A 17,641-nucleotide genomic window follows, 5' to 3' on the forward strand; every position below is an offset into this window, starting at 1 on the left:
AGCTCAGTTAGACCTTAAAACGCTGATGAAAACACTTTAATTGATAATAAAGCAGAAAAGCCGTAATCACCGCGGACAAAGTATCGGCAATGGGTGCCGCTAGCCAAACACCGTTGAAACCGATAAACATTGGTAACAACCAAAGCGCTGGAATGAGCAGTAATACTTGTCTGGATAAGCTGAGTAAAATAGCCTGCTTTGGCATACCAATACATTGGAAAAAACTGGTCGCGACAATCTGAAAACCGATAAAAGTAAAACCTAATGTGACATAACGTAACGCAGTGGCCGACAGCGCAACAATATCAGGATCAGAACTGAATAAAGCGACTAAGGTTTTTGAGAAAAAGAAGCTGACTAAAAAGCCAAGAAACGTCATCACTGTCGCGACTTTAATGGTGTAAAATAGCGTATTTGTGACCCGCTGTAAGTTTTTTGCGCCATAGTTGTAACCAATAATTGGCTGCATGCCCTGTGTTAAACCAATGACTATCATAGCGACAAATAAAATCAGCCGATTGGCATTTGAATAGGCCGCAATTGCATCATCGCCAGATATCTGACTTATCTGCGCATAATGGTGTAACTGGAAATTAATCAAGACTACCACAGCTGATGAGGTCAGTACCAAAATAAATGGAGCCAGCCCAATCGACAAAATCGATTTTGCAATATCGAATCTCAGCTTAAGATTTTTGCGACGTAAACGAATATCACTCTTTTTATTAATAAAATGCTGCATCACAAAGACAAAGCTAATCACCATAGAGATAATAGTCGCAATCGCTGCCCCGCGCATCCCCCAACCTAACACTAATATAAATAGCGGCGCTAAAATAATATTGGCGACAACACTAATTAACATGGTAATCATCGCTTTAAAGGGATAGCCACAAGCACGCATCATATTATTGAAATTAAAACAGAGGGTCAAAAATAGTCCACCCGGTAAAAAAATCTGTAAAAAATCACGGGCATAGGGATAGGTTACATCGCTCGCCCCAACAAACATCAGAACAGGTTTAAGAAAAACCAGCAATAAAATCGCAACCGATCCGCTGAGCAGCAACGTCAAAATAAAAGAGGTGCCGGCAATCTCCTCTGCTATCTGATGATTCTTTTGACCTAAGGCAATCGAGATTCGACTCGCCGATCCTACCCCAACCAACATACCGATAGCCGCGGATAAATTCATAATCGGTAATACGGCACCTAAAGCACTTAACGCCGACTTACCGACCCAGTGACCAATAAAAATACCATCAATGATATTATATAAGGTATTAACGACTGTCCCAACAATTGCCGGTAAAGCATATCGCCAGAACAGCTTACTCAGCTTTTCGTTCGCTAAGTTATCATAAATTTGGTTAGATTGATTTGTCACAACATATTCTCTAAATAAGTAATAAATAAAATAAGCCGATTGATTAATGTGACAATGTCACTTTGTTTTTAGCTATTTTTGTTATTTTACGCTTTTATTAAAAATAACCTAGAAAAAATAAGCTCATGCTGGCACGATTTGTACAATTTTGTCTAAAAACAGTCCAAAAATAACTTATAAACTAACGCGCATACTGTTTTTAGTGAGGTCAATTTTCGGTTATCAGCAAACGGCCGGTTTAAGACTCCTTCACGACTGATAAGGTCATATTTGTCTTTATAATTACACGCAATTTAGCACAAAACTAGTTATAATCTGGACATAAAGTTGTTATAGTATTTTTATTCTGAGCTGATAATTAACGTTTATGACTACAATTAAAGATATTGCGAAAATGGCGGGGGTTTCTCATGGTACGGTCTCTAACGTGCTCAATGGACGAGGTAATGTCAGCACAAAGAAAATGAAGTTAGTTGAACAAGCCGCTCAAAAACTGGGCTATCAACTCAATGCCCAAGCAAAAGTTTTACGTGAAGGTCAACCAAATACTGTCTCCATTATACTACCCAATATTATTTCTGAACACTATGCTCATCTTTATGCCGGCTTAAACCAATATTATACGCGTCACGATTACGATATCGCACTTTATTTAACCGCCGATCAGCTGGCGCTTGAGCAGCAGTTTATTCAGCGCATTGCCGCAAAACGAGATCATGCCGTCATTGTCGTCTCCTCACTTAACGATGCAGAGAGCTATTATCAAGCCTTAAAAATTGATCCGTCACGGATTGTCTTTGTCTATCGTAAACCTAAAAACGCTATTGCGTTTATCAGCTTAGATTTTGAATTAGCCGGTAAAGAGATCGCAGAGCAGATTATGTCAAAGCAGTATCGCCGTTTAGGGCTATTCTCAAATTATGATAAACATACTCACTCTAGTTCACTCAAACAGGGATTATTAACGCAATTTGCCGCCAAAAACTATCTGGTTGAGCTAAAGCATATCGAATCGGCCTCATTGAATAATACCTATAGTTTAGCCTTTGACTTTTTTTCACAACATCAAGCGCCTGTCGAAGCCATTATTACCAGCGATATTGAACGGGCACATTATGTGCTTAATGCCAGTTATCTGGGCAGTTTAGACGCGCCACCGACTATCTATAGTTTAGCCAATAATAGCGCTATCTATCCGGCACAGATACAGCAATATCAGATGAATTATGGCAGCTTAAGTGATCAAATCATCGATCTACTTGAACATAAAGTGAGTCCTCGTCAAATCAAAAATAGTGGCTTTTTATTTCAATCTATGTCGCCAGCAAGTGTCACTGAGCAACCTGCGACCAAAATCACCTTATTAACGTTGCCCAGCCCTTCTACCCAAGCGCTTCTCAAGCTTTTACCACATTTTAAAAAAATCAGCCATATCGATGTCGAGATAGTCATTAAGCCATTTAACGAAATTCCCCCGATCCTCGAACAGCTTAAACAGCACCAACATATCGATATGATTCGTATTGATATCGCCGGTTTACCTTGGTTTGCTCAGCGCTGCTTAAAACCATTGAACGCATTAGATTTTGATCTGAAGCCGTATTTATCCCATTATCCGGCTGAAATCGTTGAGCGCTTTAGCTATGTTCAGGATGTCGCCTATGCGATTCCCTTTGACCCAAGTATCCAGATGCTATTTTATCGTCAAGATCTGTTTAATAATCCTTGGCTAAAAAGGGTCTACTTTGAAACCTATAAGCAACATCTTGAAGTCCCGACCTCCTTTGAAGCATATCAACAAGTCTGTGGTTTTTTTAATCGTAAAATCAATCCTGATTCACCAGTCGATTTTGGCGGCTGCATCACTTTAGGCAATACTGAGCTGCTGGCTTCAGAGTTTTTAGTGCGTTATTACGCACAAGGTGGACAACTCACTCATGGCGATAAGGTTGAATTAAATCCAGCTATCGCTTTACAGACGCTCGCCTTACTGAAAGAGTACCTCTCGGTGGCCGATAAAATAAGCGCATCATGGTGGGATGAATCCATCATTCGTTTTGAGCAAGGACAATTAGCCATGCTGATTGTCTATATGAATTTATTTTACTACATCACCAATAAAAATATTGCGCCACTCTTGGGCTATACAACAGTACCAGATTTACATCCATTAATTGGCGGCGGCTCTATCGGCATATCAAAATATAGTGATAAAAACCAAGCCGTCGCAACCTTTTTTAACTGGCTATTTTCTGATGAAATCAGTGAGCAAATCGCGTTATTAGGTGGCGCAAATATCAGAGACAATATTTTCCAAAATAAAAAAATCATGACCAGCTATCCCTGGTTTGAGCTCAGTGAAAAAGAGTATGCTATCGGTAGGCGAGAGAATACGCTGCCACGCAGTGGTTTATCCATCAATTTACGTCTAATTGAAAATATTATTGGTCAGCATATTCAAGACTGGATCATTCAGGATACGGATTCAAGGCAAACGATTGATAACATCAATCAAGCATTACAACAAAAAGCGGCAGACATTCTGTCATCATAATCGGTAAAATGATCAGGATCGCTGATCATCTTAATCAGATAACACCAGAAAAAAATAGGCCCGCATATGCAGGCCTATATTGTTTGAATACAGAGATAGACTAAGCTTGTTTTTGTTCTTCTGGCATAATCACATCTTTATCTCTGAAAAACAGCCAAAAAGCCACGGTAACGATAGCGGCAACCACCGCCGGATAGATCCAGAACTCATGCCACTGCGGCGCGGCGGCGGGTAATGCTTTCTCGGTAACAACACGATTGTTGATATAACCAGAGACTGAAGCTGCCATAAACACACCAAAACCATTAGAGATAATAAAGCGTAATCCCTGCGCTTGGGCTTTGATTTCCGGCTTCGCTTTTTTATCTACGTAGATATCACCGGCAGTAAAGAAGAAATCCCAGCAGAGTCCCTGTAACATCAAAGCGCCCACCATATAGAGTAGATAGTGTTCGGAGACCGCAGCTTGTGACAACATCAGACTACGAATAATCCAGCTGATCGCACCAAATAAAATGACCTTTTTGAAACCAAAACGGCGCAGTAAGAGTGATAACAACAACATAAAAATAATTTCAGTTGCCACTGCAATCTGCATCATTGAGGCTGGCTCAAGTCCGAGCACCGGTAAGTAAACCGGCACATAAGCGCTATAAGCCGTTTTGGTGATCATTAGAACAAACGTTGCGGCCATAAAGATGGAGAAGTACTTATCTTTAAACAGGGATAACGCATCGAGAAAAAAGATATCACGCCAGGAGAGTTTTTTACCCTTCCCTGCGGGTAATGTGTTGGGTAAGGTAAAACAGTACAAACCATAAATAACCGAAGCTATCGCCGCTAATTTAAAAGAATCAACAGTTTGTGAGTAACCGGTATAAAAGAGTAAAAATCCAACACTCATAAAACCAATCGTGCCAAAAACCCGGATGACAGGAAACCACTTAACCCCTTCGATATGCCGGAAACTCACACTGTTAGCCAGTGCGGTGGTCGGATAGAAAAGTAAACCAACCACAAAGATCATAGCCAAAAAGCCACTCACATCTTTTTCGAGTACGAAGTACGATAACGAATAAAGTGCAACGGAATTGATCAGATGCAGTATACCCATCACTTTTTGTGAGGCAATAAATCGGTCAGCAATCATACCAATAATCAGTGGCGATATAATTGTTGCCACGCCTAATACCGAGTATGTGGAACCGACAATATCCTTGAGACTATATGCGGCCAGTACAGCGCCAATCACCATATTCCATGCCCCTTGCACAAAATATTGCATAAACATCATGATGAGTAAGCGGGGAATTTTAAACATGCAAAAATATCCTTTTATAAATTTATGATTAAGCCATCATAGGCAACTTCAATATTATAAGGTGCAAATAGTGCAACTAACTCATCATGCATAAAGCCACTACTATGTGAATGATGGGAGGTAATTAAGCGGCTCTCTTTAGCTAAAATACCTGATTTTAGCATTCTCTGTTGTGTCGATAAGACAGTTTCAATACTCATATGATTATTGGTTTGATCATTTTGCTTGTAGCCATAAGAGCACTCTAAAATCACCAAATCGATACGATATTTCTCCAACCACTGCCAGGTTAGTTCTGGAAAATAACCTGAATCATGTCCATACAGCATGGTTTTGCCATTTTTTTCAATCAAATAGATATAACAAAACTCCCACTTCGCATGATTAGCCAGTAATGGGGTGACTTTAGCACCGTTCACCGTATCAAAAGGAATAAAAGGTATTGCTAAATGGAAATCAAAACGTTCCCGACTATAGTTAGGTAAAACCGCTAAGCAGCCATTAATCGCAATATCACTGCCATAGATATGTAAGGGATGACTAATATTAAAACCATACCCTTCCATTCGACTAAAAAGATCACCGACATTAAAATGGTCTGGATGCGTATGGGTAAACAGTAGATCTTGAAGCTGAGTAATATCGATATTTTCCCGCATCACTTGATAACTAAATTCAGGCGCAAAATCAATTTGCATCACATCATCAATCAATAGTGCGGAACGAGTTCGGATATTTTTGCCTTTAACTTGACGGGTTTTTTCGCAAATATCGCATTTACAAAAAGGGTTAGGGATTCCTTCTGAGGCGCCGGTACCAAGAAATTGTAGCTTCACACTTGTCTCCTGTTTTTATTTTTAGAAAAAATCAATACCGCTGAACGATAAAATTGGAACGTTTCAATTTAGATCATAAAAACAACAGACACTAAAAAGCAAATTATTTTTTCAATTTTATGAAAATAATTATTCACAAATAGACATTGCATCATCAGAAATAAGCCTTAAATGAGGAATACAAAGTAAAACAATTGCGACTTTTTTGACCTGCTGATTTTACAGCACATTTACCAAATCCTGAATTTTATCTACTTAAGCTGTTGTTATAATGAAATTATTCATAATGCTTATCTTTTTAACTTAACCAGCAGGGAGCCGAACATGAGCGGTAAATTCGAACTATTTAAAAGCCCAAAAAACAATCAATTTTATTTTCATTTACAAGCCAGTAATGGTGAAATTATTTTACAAAGTGAAGGGTATACCACCAAATCAAACTGTTTAAATGGTATTAGAGCGGTGAAAAAAAATGCCTCTTTAGAACGCGCTTATGTAGTGCAGCCAAAACACTTTAATCTTAAATCAGTCGATAACGGTAAGATTATTGCTTCCAGTGAAAAATACAGTACTAATAGTGCCCGAGATGCCGGTATTGCCTCAGTTAAAGCCCATGCCATCACATCAGATATAGTTGATTTAACTAAATTAAAAAATAAAAATTAAGCAAAATCGCCCTCTTCACTTAGTGGTATAAATCGCATTCTGACCGGACTACTTAGTACAACATCGACATCAGCGGATCGCTTGATCCGCCGCGATATTGTTTATTTGATGGTTAAAAAATATAACATAATTAAAATCAGTACTTGCATTGATGAAAATATTGCGTTAATTTAAAGCTATCAATACATGAGATTTCAAATGACAAATTGCGTTCGTTTTCATCATCACCATTTCCCTGAATAGTCTTCGGGCGTTTGGTGCTGGAAGACAGAAAGGTCTTCCGGTGAACGCATGATAAGAGAGCCCTCGGAAGATCGACTTCCGAGGGTTTTTTTATGCCTCAATGATGATAACTGGTTCTCTAATAACTTAACTGACAAAAGGAGAATCACCATGCTCGACCAATCGCGTTTACGCATAGCTATGCAAAAATCAGGTCGCTTAAGCGATGAGTCTAAAAAATTGCTCACACAATGCGGGATTAAAATTAATTTGCAAGAACAGCGCCTGATTGCTTTTGCTGAAAATATGCCGATTGATATCTTACGCGTGCGTGATGATGATATTCCAGGGCTGGTGATTGATGGTATTGTTGATATCGGCATTATCGGTGAAAATGTGCTGGAAGAAGAGGTGCTCGATCGTCAGGCCGAAGGTCAAAATCCACAATATAAAACACTACGTCGACTCGATTTTGGTGGTTGTCGTTTATCCATTGCAGCACCACGTGATTTCAATTATAACGGTATAACTTGTCTTGATGGCAAACGTATCGCAACTACCTACCCTCATTTACTCAAACGCTATCTTGCCCAATATAATGTCGCATTTAATACCTGCTTACTCAACGGTTCGGTTGAAGTCGCGCCAAGAGCGGGACTGGCGGATGTGATCTGTGATTTAGTCTCTAGCGGTGCGACCTTAGAAGCAAATGGTTTAAAAGAGATTCAAATTATTTATGAATCAAAAGCCTGTATGATTCAGCGTGAAGGCGTGATGCCAACCGCCAAACAAGCATTAATTGATAAGTTAATGACACGAATTTCTGGCGTTATTCAGGCAAGAGAATCCAAATATATTATGCTACACGCACCAAGTGATAAATTAAGCGAGATTGTCGCTCTGATGCCTGGCGCTGAAAAACCAACTATTCTCCCTTTAGCCGGTGATAATAACCGCGTTGCGATGCATATGGTCAGTAGTGAAACCTTGTTCTGGGAAACCATGGAAAAGCTCAAATTATTAGGCGCAAGTTCTATTCTTGTATTACCGATTGAAAAGATGATGGAATAACCGCGATGAAAATTATCCAATGGCAACAATCCACTTTATCAGCACAACAAGCACTATTAAAACGTCCGGCTATCACCGCATCAGATAGCATTACCCAAACCGTCTCACAAATCATTACTCGGGTAAAAAAAGAGGGGGATAGCGCGTTAAAGGCATTGAGTCTGGCGTTTGATAAAACGGCAATCGAAACAATCAAGGTATCTCGTGAAGCCGTTACGCAGGCTGCCTCTCGTTTATCTGCCGAATTAAAAACGGCCATGCAAATCGCTAAAAATAATATTGAAACCTTTCACGTAGCCCAGCAGTTATCGACCATCACGGTCGAAACATTACCCGGAGTTCAGTGCCAGCAAGTAACCAGACCGATTCAGTCAGTCGGTTTATATATCCCGGGTGGCTCAGCACCGCTGCTATCGACGGTACTGATGTTAGCCACGCCAGCCAAAATTGCGGGATGCAAACAAATTATTCTCTGCTCCCCGCCCCCGATTGCCGATGAAATTCTGTATGCCGCCCAGCTATGTGGGGTCACCGATATCTATCAAATCGGCGGTGCTCAGGCTATTGCAGCGATGGCATTTGGTACAGACACGATACCGAGTGTCGACAAGATTTTTGGACCTGGTAACGCTTACGTAACCGAAGCCAAAAGACAAGTTTGTCAATATCTTGATGGTGCAGCGATTGATATGCCGGCAGGCCCATCTGAAGTTTTAGTCATCGCCGATAGTGGCGCAAACCCGGCTTTTATTGCCGCAGATTTATTATCTCAGGCTGAGCATGGTCCCGATTCCCAAGTGATTTTATTGACGCCAGATCTCACGCTTGCACAAGCGGTCGCCAATCAAGTTGACACGCAATTAGCCCAGTTATCACGACAAGCTATTGCGACAAAAGCGCTGACAGAAAGTCGCTTAATTGTGACCAAAGATTTGGCCCAATGTATTGAGATCAGTAACCAATATGGTCCAGAGCATCTGATCATCCAGACACGTGAACCTGAACAATTAGTCGACAAAATCGACAACGCCGGTTCGGTCTTTTTAGGTGACTGGTCCCCTGAATCAGCGGGCGACTACGCCTCTGGCACTAATCATGTACTGCCGACGTATGGGTATAGCAGTACGTATTCAAGTCTGGGATTAGCTGACTTTCAAAAACGTATGACGATTCAACAGCTCTCCCCTCAAGGACTATTAACACTCGCACCAACGGTGGAAATCATGGCACAGGCAGAACAACTGACCGCTCATAAACAAGCCGTCACGCTGAGAGTTGAGGCACTTAAAAAAACCGAAATAGATAAAGGGGATAGCAATGAATAATAATGATATCAATCAACTGGTCAGAAAAAACATTCAACTATTGACCCCCTACCAATCCGCTCGTCGTCTGGGTGGTCAGGGTGATGTCTGGCTCAACGCAAATGAGTATCCGATAGCCCCTGATTACAGCTTTAATGCGCAAACACTGAATCGATATCCTCAGCCACAACCTAAAAACGTGATTAATCGATATGCCAATTATGCCGGTATTGAGCCTGAACAAGTCATCGTTTCGCGTGGCGCAGATGAGGCGATTGAGTTATTAATGCGTGCATTTTGCCAGCCCGGCCAGGACAGTATTATATACTGTCCGCCAACCTATGGTATGTATCAGGTGAGTGCACAAACGCTAGGCATTAATTATAAAGCCATTCCGACAAAACCTGACTGGCAGCTTGATTTAACAGCGATTGAAAGTAACCTCGATACCGTAAAATTAGTGTATATCTGTAGTCCGAATAACCCAACCGGTAATTTGCTCAATCAGGACGATATAAAAGCACTATTAAAACTCACTGAGCACAAAGCCCTCGTGATTGTGGATGAGGCTTATATTGAGTTTTCACCACAAGCCTCGGTAGTCAGCTGGCTGAAAGGCTATCCTCATTTAGTCATATTACGTACGCTCTCCAAAGCATTCGCTTTAGCGGGTCTACGCTGTGGCTTTACGCTGGCCAATAAACCGATTATTGATGTATTACTGAAAGTGATTGCGCCCTATCCTTTACCAACCCCTGTTGCCGATATTGCTTCACAAGCATTATCAGATAAAGGGATCACTCAAATGCAAGATAATGTGATGCAGGTGACTTTACAGAAACACCAACTCACTGAGGCTCTATTGGGCGTTAGCGCAGTCGACACAGTATACCCAGGCTTTGGTAATTATCTGTTAGTCCGTTTTAAGCCTAATTCATCACTTTTCAATCAGTTATGGCAGAAAGGGATTATTTTACGCGATCAAGATAAACAAATCGGTTTAAAAGATTGTGTTCGTATCACCATCGGCAGTGCCGCCGAATGTGACACGCTGATTCAAGCGATGAAACAGCACTCATAAAGGAAAATTATATGCTGCAAAAGTATTTATTTATTGATCGTGATGGTACTTTAATCACCGAACCCCCGATTGATTTTCAAGTCGACCGATTTGATAAACTGCAGTTTGAAGCAAATGTCATTCCAGCGTTACTCCAATTACAGTCGGCCGGTTTTAAATTCGTCATGATCACCAATCAAGATGGATTGGGGACCGACAGTTTTCCACAAGCCGCATTTGACGGGCCGCATCAGTTGATGATGCAAATATTCACCTCCCAAGGTATTCACTTTGAAGAAGTACTCATTTGCCCGCACTTTCCAGCCGATCATTGCCGCTGCCGAAAACCCAATATCCAATTAGTGCTACCCTATTTAGTCAGTGGTCAGCTGGATAAAGAGAATAGTTATGTCATTGGCGATAGAGCGACGGATTTGCAGTTGGCTGACAATATGGCGATCAAAGGATTATTGTATAACTCAAAACAGTTAGACTGGCCGGAGATCGCTAAGCGTTTAACCACCGCTGACAGACATGCTCGCGTCAAAAGAGCCACCAAAGAGACCTCGATTGACGTTGAAATCTGGCTTGACCGTGAAGGTGGCAGCCAGATTCATACCGGCATCGGTTTTTTTGATCATATGTTAGACCAAATTGCCACACATGGTGGTTTTAAAATGAATATTCAGGTAGAAGGTGATTTACATATTGATGATCACCATACCATTGAAGATACCGGACTGGCACTTGGCCAAGCACTTAAAGCGGCATTAGGGGACAAACGCGGCATCGAGCGTTTTGGGTTTGTTTTGCCGATGGATGAGTGTTTAGCACAGTGCACTTTAGATATCTCCGGACGCCCTTATCTCGTTTATAGCGCTAGCTTTAGTCATCAAAAAGTGGGCGATATGAGTACAGAAATGGTTGAACATTTTTTCCAATCGCTCGCCTATGCCATGGCTTGTACCCTACATATTCAAACAACAGGGAATAACGACCATCATCGAGTAGAGAGCCTGTTTAAAGCGTTTGGTCGTACTTTACGCCAAGCAATTCGGGTTGAAGGCAACAATCTACCGAGCTCAAAAGGAGTCCTGTGATGACCATGAGACATGCAACAAACCAGCGGGTTGTCATTCTCGATACCGGCTGTGCTAATCTTGCTTCGATTCAATATGCGGTAGAACGCTTAGGCTATCGGCCGATAATCAGTGATGATCCGAAAAATGTGCTCAATGCGGATAAACTATTTTTACCCGGCGTTGGTTCGGCTTCTGGCGCCATGACGCAATTAAAAGCGCGTCAGTTAATTGAACTGATTAAAGTCTGTACCCAGCCCGTATTAGGAATCTGTTTAGGTATGCAAATTCTCGCTAAACGTAGTGAGGAGGGGCAGGTCAATACATTAGGGATTATCGATGCAAATATCATTCGTCTGCCTAATCATGGTTTACCGCTACCACACATGGGCTGGAATCAAGTTCATGCACAAGCAGGTCACCCACTATTTCGGGATATCGAACCGCGGGCTTACTTCTATTTTGTCCATGGCTATGCTTTACCTTTATGCTCCGTCACCATCGCGGAGAGTGATTACGGCGAAAAATTTAGCGCAGCAGTGCAAAAAGATAACTTTTTTGGCGTACAGTTCCATCCTGAGCGTTCTGGCGCCAACGGAGCGCAATTATTGAAAAACTTTTTGGAGATGTAAGGATGATGCCAAATAAAGATAACGTGATTATCCCAGCACTAGATTTAATCGATGGACAGATCGTACGTTTACATCAAGGCGATTATGATAAACAACGTCACTATGGTGATGATCCACTTAAACAACTGCAAATCTATCAAGCGCAAGGAGCAGCGTTATTACATTTAGTTGATTTGACCGGCGCCAAAGATCCACAGGCTCGGCAAATTCCATTATTGAAAACGTTACTAGCCGGTATCGATGTGCCCGTTCAAATCGGTGGCGGAATCAGAACCGAAGAGGATGTGAAGGCATTACTCGGCGCAGGTGCCAGCCGGGTCGTTATCGGCTCGACTGCAATCAAAGAGCCCGACACCGTAAAAAGTTGGTTTGTTAAATATGGGGCAGAAGCGTTAGTGTTAGCCCTCGATATTCGGATTGATGATCAAGGCCGTAACTATGTTGCCATTAACGGTTGGCAAGAAAACTCGACTAAGACTTTAGAACAAGTGATTGAAGATTATCGGCGTGTTGGTCTAAAACATGTGCTTTGCACGGATATATCCAAAGATGGCACATTATCTGGTACAAACGTCAGCTTGTATCAAACCGTGAGTCAGCAATTTCCAGATATTGCTTTCCAAGCTTCGGGCGGAATTGGTGATCTTAACGATATCCAGGCACTCAAAGGCAGTGGCGTGAGTGGCATTATCGTTGGTCGAGCGCTGTTAGAAAATAAATTTACGGTTAAGGAGGCTATCTCATGTTGGCAAAACGCATAATCCCCTGTCTTGATGTCCGTGATGGCATGGTTGTTAAAGGCGTTCAGTTTAGAAATCATGAGATTATCGGCGATATTGTGCCGCTAGCGAAACGTTATGCCGAAGAAGGCGCCGACGAGTTAGTCTTTTATGATATCACCGCCTCATCGGATGGACGCACCGTCGATAAAAGTTGGGTCACTCGAGTTGCTGAAGTGATTGATATCCCTTTTTGTGTTGCTGGCGGCATTAAGACACAGGAAGACGCGGGACAAATACTCTCATTTGGCGCTGATAAGATCTCGATCAACAGCCCGGCACTGGCCGATCCCAACTTAATAAGCCGACTGGCTGATAAGTATGGCGTGCAGTGTGTGGTGGTGGGTATTGATACCTGGTTCGATAATCAGCAAAATGATTATCATGTCTATCAATTCACCGGTGATGAAAAACGCACTCAAGCGACCCATTGGCGAACATTGGATTGGGTCACTGAGGTGCAAAAACGTGGCGCAGGTGAAATCGTCTTAAATATGATGAATCAGGATGGCGTACGCCAAGGTTATGATTTAATCCAATTAGCAAAAGTTCGCGCCAAATGTCATGTCCCGTTAATTGCTTCTGGCGGCGCCGGCACGATGCAGCATTTTTTAGACGCCTTCCAAACCGCAAAAGTGGATGGCGCACTGGCCGCATCGGTATTTCATAAACAAATCATTAGTATAAACGAATTAAAACAGTTCTTAAAACAACAGGATATCGAGGTCAGACTATGCTAACACTGGACAATCAACCGCTCGACTGGGAAAAAGTCGATAATTTAATGCCTGCCATCATCCAGCATGCCATCTCCGGTGAAGTGTTAATGCTCGGTTACATGAGTCCACGGGCCTTAGCGCAAACGAAAGAGAGCGGTAAAGTCACTTTTTACTCTCGTACTAAGCAGCGTTTATGGACTAAAGGTGAAAGCTCCGGTCATTTTTTAAATGTAGTCAGTATTAGCGCGGATTGCGATATGGACACTTTACTGATTTTAGTTGATCCGGTTGGACCTACTTGTCATACCGGTGCGACCAGCTGTTTTTCACCGGCAGCGAGTCAGTGGGGATTTTTATATCAACTAGAACAGTTGATTGCCTCAAGAAAAAGCGCCTCACCAGACAGCTCGTATACCGCAAAACTTTATGCCTCAGGCACCAAACGGATAGCGCAAAAAGTGGGGGAAGAAGGAGTTGAAACTGCGCTGGCAGCCACAGTTCATGATAAAGTCGAATTAACTAATGAAGCAGCTGATTTGATGTATCATCTGATGGTGCTATTACAAGATCAAGAACTTTGCTTAAACGATGTAATTGATGTTTTAAAAAATAGACATAAATAATCGCTATCATTATTGTTTAATTATTCGCCGATAGCGTATTCACTTCTCACGATAAGCGATTATGATTGATATTGTGGCCAGCGCAATATCACTCTATTTATAGGGAGAACTGTCATTCGCTGAATTGATATCGAGGCATCTTCACTTTTGACAACAACAAGTATCGTGCGTGAAATAAAATAAAAAAACCCAAATATCGCTATTTGGGTCCAGATTAAATGCTTTCATTCAAACCAAAGAGCAATCATGAAAACAGTTTTCGTTTTAGTTATTATTTTTAAGTTAAATAAAGTAATATTTCCAAATCAGTATTAAAATAATTATTATGAATGAGTGGCAAAACAAACAATTAGTAAATGTCAATCACCTAATTTGTAAATATTATGGTAACAGATTAAAAATAGAAAGCAATTATTTTTAATGTCTTTTTTGCAAAAAAATGCAAATATTTATATATTCTTACCGAGAGCGATTAAAAAAAGACCAATATCAAGGCATTACTCGGAAAGAAACGTATATTCTTTTACTGATAATATTGGTTATAATGAAACTATATTTGATCGTATGAAGGGTAACTTATGTCAGCAAAATTTTTAACATTTGAACAAGCTAAAAATCAAATTCTTAACGAATTACCGCCATTATCGGCAATGGAAACAGTCAACCTTACCCGCGCCATGCATCGCATTGCGGCTAAACCGATTGTTTCCCCGCTCAATGTGCCGGGATTTAATAATTCCGCGATGGATGGCTATGCTGTCAGACTAAGCGACCTGACAAAGTCGACCCAATTACCAGTTGCCGATAAGATCTTAGCAGGTGCAACAGTCCTCCCCTACTGGCCAGAAAACAGCTGCTTAAGAATCATGACGGGTGCACCAGTGCCGCCTGATGCGGATGCGGTTGTCATGCAGGAAGATATCCAAATTTTAGCTGATCACATTCAGTTTACTCAGCCCATCAAACAGAGACAAAATATTCGCTATATTGGCGAAGATATCACACAAAATGAGATGATTGTTCAGTCAGGACAAAAACTGACTATTCCAATTTTATCAACCCTTGCCACACTAGGTATTTCAGAAGTTGACGTTTATCGCCCCATAAAGGTTGCCCTATTTTCAACCGGCGATGAGCTATGCTCAATTGGCACACCATTAAGTGCAGGCAAAATTTATGACAGTAATCGGTTTACCTTAACATTGATGTTGCAACAACTCGGCTGTGAAATTATCGATTTAGGGATTATTCCTGATTGCCCGGAAAAAATTGAACAAGCCTTAAAACAGGCCGCCGATCAGGCCGATGTGATTATTACCAGTGGCGGAGTCTCTGTGGGGGATGCTGATTATACTAAGCAGGTCTTATCACAAATTGGCCATATCGATTTTTGGAAAATCGCCATGAAACCAGGAAAGCCCTTTGCTTTTGGTCATTTAAATAAGGCTATTTTTTGTGGCTTACCAGGAAATCCGGTATCAACCGTCGTGACATTTTACCAACTGGTTCAACCGTTAATCCTTAAACTATCCGGACAAACATCGGCTATCTCAAATCTGCTACCTTTCAAAGTGAAAGCACTGACGAATCTAAAGAAAAAATCAGGTCGCTTAGATTTTCAACGTGGCGAATTAATCATTGATGCTCAGGGTGAATTAGGCGTTATCTCTTCAGGTCAACAAGGATCTCATATTACCCAGTCATTAAGCAAAGCAAACTGCTTTATTATCTTAGAGCAGATGCGCGAAGATGTTATGGCGGGTGAATATGTGACCGTCGAGCTGTTTAATTCATTGATGAGTTAACAATATCAGGCTAATGCGTCATAACTCTAGATGTATTAGCCACTCAATCGAGTTATCTGACTATTACTCAAACAGTGATAAATATTGGCCGTAACCTTTTTCGGCCATTTTATTTTTGGCAATGAAAGCCAGCGACGCTGAGTTTATACAGTATCTTAATCCACCTGACTTAGCGGGACCATCATTAAATACATGACCCAAGTGAGAGTCAGCCTCTTTTGAGCGGACTTCGGTTCGAATCATCCCATGGCTCATATCGCTCTTTTCGATAATTTGTTGTTCATTCACAGGCTTAGTAAAACTGGGCCAACCACAGCCTGACTCAAATTTATCTCGCGAACTAAATAGCACTTCGCCAGAAACAATATCGACATAAATACCTTCTACTTGATGGTGATTAAATGGGTTATCAAACGGTGGCTCAGTCGCATTTTGCTGGGTGACTTGATATTGTAATTGACTCAGCTCATTTAAACGTTGGTTCTTTCTATCTTTATTCATCGCTATTTTCCTTGGCATGACGTTTAACAAATGTTTCTCTACCTGATAAACGAAAATATTGGTTATATCTGTCAGGTTGTTTCTGATAAAAATCTTGATGATAAGACTCAGCAGGATAAAATGTCGAGGCCGGTTCAATTGAAACGGCAATCGGTTTAATATAGGATTTTTTTTCTATCAGCTGCTGCTTTGATGCCTCGGCCTGACGGCGCTGGATTTCTGAATGATAGAATATCGCCGGCCGATAAGAGTCACCGCGATCAGCAAATTGCCCCTCGGCATCAGTGGGATCAATCTGATGCCAAAAGATATCTAATAACGTGTCATAACTTATTTTGGTTGGATCAAAGGTAATCTCAACCGCTTCTGTATGACCGGTATCCCCCTGACAAACTTGCTTATAGGTGGGATTGACAGTATGCCCCCCCGTGTATCCTGACAAAACTTGCTTAACACCATCATAACGATCAAAAGGTTTAACCATACACCAAAAACATCCACCGGCAAAGGTTGCCTTCTCATCAGTTGATTTCATGTCGACTCCTTTCTATTTTATCAATTAGCTAGACTGTTATATCAATATTATTCTCAATTATAAGCGCTATAATTATTTAAAATAGGTAAAATTAACCGATTGTTTTGTAAAAAAAGTGTCACTGATAAAAAATGTTAAAAATCAAAAATATATTTTTATCAATATCTCTTAACCTGATTTTTGGCTGGTTCACGCGTAAAAGCCATCATAAGACATTAAATATCAATATTTTACGCATTAATATATCGTTAAGAAGGCGATTTATCTGAATAAAAAACTAACAAATCATTACTATAGTAAAGACTCATTCAATTAAATTTACAAACACAGGATTTTTCTCACAAGAAATTAAATATAATCAATCAGATATTTTCACTAATAGAAAAATTAAAGACCATGATAAAGCCACTCGATTTGTACACCAACGTTGGTATTAGATTTGATTGATAATGGACTATTTGGTATTAAACAAAAAAGAATGCGATGAACATTTATCAATGTAAACATCGCATAAAATAAATACTATTTAATGAAAACGAATAAATTC

Annotated in this window: 16 protein-coding genes and 1 other annotated feature; of the genes, 11 read left to right on the top strand and 5 right to left on the bottom strand. The window is 40.8% G+C overall.

What is annotated here, in order from left to right:
- Nucleotides 1–7: 7 nt before the first annotated feature.
- Nucleotides 8–1,387 (bottom strand): MATE family efflux transporter, encoded by a 1,380-nt coding sequence (locus tag RHO15_07690; GenBank protein ID WVD63357.1) that lies wholly within the window; start codon nucleotides 1,385–1,387, stop codon nucleotides 8–10.
- Between the two features lie 367 nt (nucleotides 1,388–1,754).
- Between RHO15_07690 and RHO15_07695 the strand changes: the two genes are divergently transcribed.
- Entirely contained in the window at nucleotides 1,755–3,941 is a 2,187-nt protein-coding gene (locus tag RHO15_07695) for an extracellular solute-binding protein (protein WVD63358.1), read from the top strand.
- A 100-nt stretch (nucleotides 3,942–4,041) separates the two neighbouring features.
- Here the strand turns inward: RHO15_07695 and RHO15_07700 are convergent, their stop codons facing one another.
- Complete coding sequence (locus RHO15_07700; GenBank protein ID WVD63359.1) at nucleotides 4,042–5,262, bottom strand: MFS transporter; 1,221 nt, start codon at nucleotides 5,260–5,262, stop codon at nucleotides 4,042–4,044.
- A gap of 14 nt (nucleotides 5,263–5,276) precedes the next feature.
- Nucleotides 5,277–6,098 carry an MBL fold metallo-hydrolase gene (locus RHO15_07705; GenBank protein WVD63360.1) on the bottom strand — a complete coding sequence of 274 codons (822 nt, stop codon included), beginning with the start codon at nucleotides 6,096–6,098 and terminating at the stop codon, nucleotides 5,277–5,279.
- A gap of 324 nt (nucleotides 6,099–6,422) precedes the next feature.
- On the opposite strand from RHO15_07705, the gene RHO15_07710 reads away from it, so the two are divergent.
- The 10 genes from RHO15_07710 (at nucleotide 6,423) to moeA (ending at nucleotide 16,058) form a co-directional block, all read left to right on the top strand.
- On the top strand, nucleotides 6,423–6,764 hold the full coding sequence (locus tag RHO15_07710) for a YegP family protein (GenBank protein ID WVD63361.1): 342 nt from the start codon (nucleotides 6,423–6,425) through the stop codon (nucleotides 6,762–6,764).
- A gap of 218 nt (nucleotides 6,765–6,982) precedes the next feature.
- Nucleotides 6,983–7,101, top strand: a sequence feature (His leader region).
- Nucleotides 7,102–7,157: 56 nt separating this feature from the next.
- Nucleotides 7,158–8,057 carry an ATP phosphoribosyltransferase gene (hisG, locus tag RHO15_07715; GenBank protein ID WVD63362.1) on the top strand — a complete coding sequence of 300 codons (900 nt, stop codon included), beginning with the start codon at nucleotides 7,158–7,160 and terminating at the stop codon, nucleotides 8,055–8,057.
- Nucleotides 8,058–8,062: 5 nt separating this feature from the next.
- The gene (hisD, locus tag RHO15_07720; protein ID WVD63363.1) at nucleotides 8,063–9,382 is read left to right on the top strand and encodes a histidinol dehydrogenase; all 1,320 of its coding nucleotides are present in this window, start codon (nucleotides 8,063–8,065) and stop codon (nucleotides 9,380–9,382) included.
- Nucleotides 9,375–10,442, top strand: a complete 1,068-nt coding sequence (gene hisC / locus RHO15_07725) for a histidinol-phosphate transaminase (protein WVD63364.1) — start codon at nucleotides 9,375–9,377, stop codon at nucleotides 10,440–10,442. The genes hisD and hisC overlap by 8 nt, the downstream gene beginning before the upstream one ends.
- A gap of 11 nt (nucleotides 10,443–10,453) precedes the next feature.
- Entirely contained in the window at nucleotides 10,454–11,521 is a 1,068-nt protein-coding gene (gene hisB / locus RHO15_07730; GenBank protein ID WVD63365.1) for a bifunctional histidinol-phosphatase/imidazoleglycerol-phosphate dehydratase HisB, read from the top strand.
- On the top strand, nucleotides 11,521–12,132 hold the full coding sequence (gene hisH / locus RHO15_07735) for an imidazole glycerol phosphate synthase subunit HisH (protein WVD63366.1): 612 nt from the start codon (nucleotides 11,521–11,523) through the stop codon (nucleotides 12,130–12,132). The genes hisB and hisH overlap by 1 nt, the downstream gene beginning before the upstream one ends.
- Before the next feature lie 2 nt (nucleotides 12,133–12,134).
- Nucleotides 12,135–12,893, top strand: coding sequence for a 1-(5-phosphoribosyl)-5-[(5-phosphoribosylamino)methylideneamino]imidazole-4-carboxamide isomerase (hisA, locus tag RHO15_07740; protein ID WVD63367.1), 759 nt, complete (start codon nucleotides 12,135–12,137; stop codon nucleotides 12,891–12,893).
- A complete protein-coding gene (gene hisF, locus RHO15_07745; protein WVD63368.1) occupies nucleotides 12,875–13,651 on the top strand; it encodes an imidazole glycerol phosphate synthase subunit HisF in 777 nt (258 codons plus the stop codon). Before hisA ends, hisF begins: the two co-directional genes overlap by 19 nt.
- Nucleotides 13,645–14,253, top strand: a complete 609-nt coding sequence (hisIE, locus tag RHO15_07750; GenBank protein WVD63369.1) for a bifunctional phosphoribosyl-AMP cyclohydrolase/phosphoribosyl-ATP diphosphatase HisIE — start codon at nucleotides 13,645–13,647, stop codon at nucleotides 14,251–14,253. Before hisF ends, hisIE begins: the two co-directional genes overlap by 7 nt.
- Nucleotides 14,254–14,831: 578 nt before the next feature.
- Nucleotides 14,832–16,058, top strand: coding sequence for a molybdopterin molybdotransferase MoeA (moeA, locus tag RHO15_07755; GenBank protein ID WVD63370.1), 1,227 nt, complete (start codon nucleotides 14,832–14,834; stop codon nucleotides 16,056–16,058).
- Nucleotides 16,059–16,121: 63 nt separating this feature from the next.
- Here the strand turns inward: moeA and msrB are convergent, their stop codons facing one another.
- Both msrB and msrA read right to left on the bottom strand, forming a co-directional pair.
- Nucleotides 16,122–16,559 carry a peptide-methionine (R)-S-oxide reductase MsrB gene (gene msrB / locus RHO15_07760; protein WVD63371.1) on the bottom strand — a complete coding sequence of 146 codons (438 nt, stop codon included), beginning with the start codon at nucleotides 16,557–16,559 and terminating at the stop codon, nucleotides 16,122–16,124.
- On the bottom strand, nucleotides 16,552–17,094 hold the full coding sequence (gene msrA, locus RHO15_07765) for a peptide-methionine (S)-S-oxide reductase MsrA (protein WVD63372.1): 543 nt from the start codon (nucleotides 17,092–17,094) through the stop codon (nucleotides 16,552–16,554). Before msrA ends, msrB begins: the two co-directional genes overlap by 8 nt.
- Nucleotides 17,095–17,641: the final 547 nt, after the last annotated feature.

The organism is Orbaceae bacterium lpD01 (assembly GCA_036251705.1).
Lineage (GTDB): Bacteria > Pseudomonadota > Gammaproteobacteria > Enterobacterales > Orbaceae > Utexia > Utexia brackfieldae.

Excerpts from the sequence above, each read along its gene's own strand:
- RHO15_07695 (WVD63358.1), top strand. The coding sequence starts at position 1,755 with ATGACTACAATTAAAGATATTGCGAAAATGGCGGGGGTTTCTCATGGT.
- RHO15_07700 (WVD63359.1), bottom strand. The coding sequence starts at position 5,262 with ATGTTTAAAATTCCCCGCTTACTCATCATGATGTTTATGCAATATTTT.
- RHO15_07710 (WVD63361.1), top strand. The coding sequence starts at position 6,423 with ATGAGCGGTAAATTCGAACTATTTAAAAGCCCAAAAAACAATCAATTT.
- hisG (WVD63362.1), top strand. The coding sequence starts at position 7,158 with ATGCTCGACCAATCGCGTTTACGCATAGCTATGCAAAAATCAGGTCGC.
- hisD (WVD63363.1), top strand. The coding sequence starts at position 8,063 with ATGAAAATTATCCAATGGCAACAATCCACTTTATCAGCACAACAAGCA.
- hisC (WVD63364.1), top strand. The coding sequence starts at position 9,375 with ATGAATAATAATGATATCAATCAACTGGTCAGAAAAAACATTCAACTA.
- hisB (WVD63365.1), top strand. The coding sequence starts at position 10,454 with ATGCTGCAAAAGTATTTATTTATTGATCGTGATGGTACTTTAATCACC.
- hisH (WVD63366.1), top strand. The coding sequence starts at position 11,521 with ATGACCATGAGACATGCAACAAACCAGCGGGTTGTCATTCTCGATACC.
- hisA (WVD63367.1), top strand. The coding sequence starts at position 12,135 with ATGATGCCAAATAAAGATAACGTGATTATCCCAGCACTAGATTTAATC.
- hisF (WVD63368.1), top strand. The coding sequence starts at position 12,875 with ATGTTGGCAAAACGCATAATCCCCTGTCTTGATGTCCGTGATGGCATG.
- hisIE (WVD63369.1), top strand. The coding sequence starts at position 13,645 with ATGCTAACACTGGACAATCAACCGCTCGACTGGGAAAAAGTCGATAAT.
- moeA (WVD63370.1), top strand. The coding sequence starts at position 14,832 with ATGTCAGCAAAATTTTTAACATTTGAACAAGCTAAAAATCAAATTCTT.
- msrB (WVD63371.1), bottom strand. The coding sequence starts at position 16,559 with ATGAATAAAGATAGAAAGAACCAACGTTTAAATGAGCTGAGTCAATTA.
- msrA (WVD63372.1), bottom strand. The coding sequence starts at position 17,094 with ATGAAATCAACTGATGAGAAGGCAACCTTTGCCGGTGGATGTTTTTGG.